At 69.8% G+C, this 3,421-nt stretch carries 3 protein-coding genes; all 3 read left to right on the top strand.

Going from position 1 to position 3,421, the window contains the following annotated elements; genetic code table 11:
* On the top strand, positions 1–1,211 hold a 1,211-nt coding region (locus ACFWRO_RS37005; RefSeq protein WP_384519082.1), incomplete at its 5' end, for a hypothetical protein.
* Positions 1,212–1,612: 401 nt separating this feature from the next.
* Positions 1,613–2,959, top strand: a complete 1,347-nt coding sequence (locus ACFWRO_RS37000) for an ammonium transporter (RefSeq protein WP_384519079.1) — start codon at positions 1,613–1,615, stop codon at positions 2,957–2,959.
* Positions 2,956–3,294 (top strand): P-II family nitrogen regulator, encoded by a 339-nt coding sequence (locus ACFWRO_RS36995; RefSeq protein ID WP_101390346.1) that lies wholly within the window; start codon positions 2,956–2,958, stop codon positions 3,292–3,294. The genes ACFWRO_RS37000 and ACFWRO_RS36995 overlap by 4 nt, the downstream gene beginning before the upstream one ends.
* Positions 3,295–3,421 lie beyond the last annotated feature (127 nt).

The raw sequence follows: 3,421 nt of genomic DNA, 5'->3' as shown, positions 1-3,421 counted from the left end.
ACCTCGGGCTTCGCACGGCCCACCAGGCGCCGTCCGTCTCCGGCGTCGACCTGCCCTGGGCCGGGCCCCAGACCGTCGCCCTGCTCAGCGAGTTCTCCCGCAGCGACCTCATGCTCGCCCGCCGGGGCTTCCTCGGCACCTCCCTTGCGCTCGCCGCCGGGCCCTCGCTCATCGAGCCCATGCAGCGCTGGCTCGTCCCCACCCCGGCCGGCGAACCCGCCCCGCCCGAGCCGATCCCCGTCGGCCACCGCCCGGGCAAGCTCTCCGCCATAGAGCTCGACCTGCTGGAATCCACCACGGCGATGTTCCGCCAGTGGGACGCCCAGTGCGGCGGCGGACTGCGCCGCAAGGCCGTCGTCGGCCAGCTCCACGAGGTCACCGACCTGCTCCAGGAGCCGCAGCCGGCCGTCACCGCCCAGCGCCTCTTCCGGTGCGCCGCCGAACTGGCGGAGCTGGCCGGCTGGATGAGCTACGACGTGGGCCTGCAGCCCACCGCCCAGAAGTACTTCGTCCTCGCCCTGCACGCCGCGAAGGAGGCCGCGGACAAGCCCCTCGGCTCGTACATCCTGTCCTCGATGAGCCGCCAGATGATCCACCTCGGCCGGCCCGACGACGCCCTCGAACTCATCCACCTCGCCCAGTACGGCAGTCGCGACTGCGCCACCGCGCGCACCCAGGCCATGCTGTATGCGATGGAGGCCCGCGCCTACGCCAACATGGGCCAGCCCTCCAAGTGCAAGCGGGCCGTGCGGATGGCCGAGGACACCTTCGCCGACGTCGGCCTCGACGGCGAGCCCGAGCCCGACTGGATCCGCTTCTTCTCCGAGGCCGAGCTCAACGGCGAGAACTCGCACTCCTACCGCGACCTGGCCTACGTCGCCGGCCGCTCCCCGACCTACGCCTCGCTCGCCGAGCCCGTCATGGAGCGGGCCGTCTCCCTCTTCGAGAAGGACTCCGAGCACCAGCGTTCGTACGCACTCAACCTCATCGGCATGGCCACCGTGCACCTCCTCAAGCGCGAGCCCGAGCAGTCGGCCGTCCTCGTCGAGAAGGCGCTCGGCGTCGCCAAGAGCGTCCGCTCCGAGCGGGTCAACACCCGGCTGCGCAAGACCGTCGACACGGCCGCCCGCGACTTCCGCGACGTCGCGGAGGTCGTCCAGCTCACCGACCGGCTCACCGCCCTGCTCCCCGAGACGGCCGAGGCCGTCTGACCCCACCGCCCGCGCCAGGGCCCACACACTCCGGCCGCGACAGCGTTCCCGTACTGCCCGACTCGGCTCCCCCGCCGCCAGGACACCAGGGACCGCCTGTCGCGGCCGGGCCCCTTTTTGCGCCTAAACCGGCGCCGCTCTCGCGGATGTGGCTGATCGCCGCTGTGGTTACTCAATCGATGGTTGCGGTCTCGGGATGATAAGTGCGTTACATGTCCGTGACCCGGACGTTCACAGTCGCGTAACACGTCCCACCCCTTCGTCACTGCGGCGAAACATCGGGCGGCATCGGCGGAAACCGCGCTGCGCGAATCTCTGGCGCATAACCGGCCACCCCTCATGGCCAAAGCCGCTCTCCGGCCCCGCCCCGCACAGGCCGTACCGACGACGAGGAGACGCCGATGGCACCAGCCATCACGACCCTGGCCGCAGACGCCCCCGAGCTGTCTGCAGCCAACACCGGGTTCATGCTCATCTGCTCCGCCCTGGTCATGCTGATGACCCCGGCACTCGCCTTCTTCTACGGAGGCATGGTCCGCGTCAAGTCCACCCTGAACATGCTGATGATGAGCTTCATCAGCCTCGGGATCGTCACGATCCTGTGGGTGCTCTACGGCTTCAGCATGGCCTTCGGCACCGACTCCGGATCGATCATCGGCTGGTCCTCCGACTACGTCGGCCTCAGCGGCATCGGCGTCACCGAGCTGTGGGACGGCTACACCATCCCGGTGTACGTCTTCGCCGTCTTCCAGCTGATGTTCGCGATCCTCACGCCCGCCCTGATCAGCGGCGCGCTCGCCGACCGCGTCAAGTTCACCGCCTGGGCCCTCTTCATCACCCTCTGGGTCACCGTCGTCTACTTCCCGGTCGCGCACTGGGTCTGGGGCGCCGGCGGCTGGCTCTTCGAGATGGGCGTCATCGACTTCGCCGGCGGTACGGCCGTCCACATCAACGCCGGTGCCGCGGCCCTCGGCGTCATCCTCGTCATCGGCAAGCGCGTCGGCTTCAAGAAGGACCCGATGCGCCCGCACAGCCTCCCGCTGGTGATGCTCGGCGCCGGTCTGCTCTGGTTCGGCTGGTTCGGCTTCAACGCCGGCTCGTGGCTCGGCAACGACGACGGCGTCGGCGCGGTCATGTTCGTCAACACGCAGGTCGCCACCGCCGCCGCCATGCTCGCCTGGCTCGGCTACGAGAAGCTCCGCCACGGCTCCTTCACCACCCTCGGCGCCGCCTCCGGCGCCGTCGCGGGCCTCGTCGCCATCACCCCGTCCGGCGGCTCCTGCTCCCCGCTCGGCGCCATCGCCATCGGCGCGATCGCCGGTCTGCTCTGCGCCATGGCCGTCGGCCTGAAGTACAAGTTCGGCTACGACGACTCCCTCGACGTCATCGGCGTCCACCTCGTCGGCGGTGTCGTCGGCTCCCTCCTCGTCGGCTTCTTCGCCACCGGCGGCGTCCAGTCCGACGTCAAGGGCCTCTTCTACGGCGGTGGCCTGGAGCAGCTCGGCAAGCAGGCCATCGGCGTCGCCGCGGTCCTCGCCTACTCTCTGATCGCCTCCGCGATCCTCGCGCTCATCATCGACAAGACGATGGGCATGCGGGTCAGCGAGGACGACGAGGTCTCCGGCATCGACCAGGTCGAGCACGCCGAGACCGCGTACGACTTCAGCGGAGCCGGCGGCGGCGCGTCCTCGCGCTCCACCGCCGCCCCCGCCCCCGCCGTCACGGAGAACAAGAAGGTGGACGCATGAAGCTCATCACCGCCGTCGTGAAGCCGCACAGGCTGGACGAGATCAAGGAGGCCCTGCAGGCCTTCGGAGTCCAGGGCCTCACGGTCACCGAGGCCAGCGGATACGGCCGCCAGCGCGGCCACACCGAGGTCTACCGCGGTGCCGAGTACACCGTCGACCTCGTCCCCAAGATCCGTATCGAGGTCCTGGTCGAGGACGACGACGCCGAACAGCTCATCGATGTCGTGGTCAAGGCCGCCCGAACCGGCAAGATCGGGGACGGCAAGGTGTGGAGCGTCCCGGTCGAGACGGCCGTACGGGTCCGCACCGGCGAACGCGGTCCGGACGCACTGTAAGCACGGGGCACTTAAGGAGCTGCTGGGTGACGAGCGTCGACACGAGCACACGAGCGGAAGACTCGGGACCCAGCGGCTACGCGGCGGCCCGGCTGCGCCTTCTCACCGAGAAGGAGCAGTCCGGGCC

It is taken from the genome of Streptomyces sp. NPDC058579, from assembly GCF_042718575.1.
Classification (GTDB): domain Bacteria; phylum Actinomycetota; class Actinomycetes; order Streptomycetales; family Streptomycetaceae; genus Streptomyces.
This window is presented reverse-complemented; position numbering and strand designations above follow the sequence as displayed.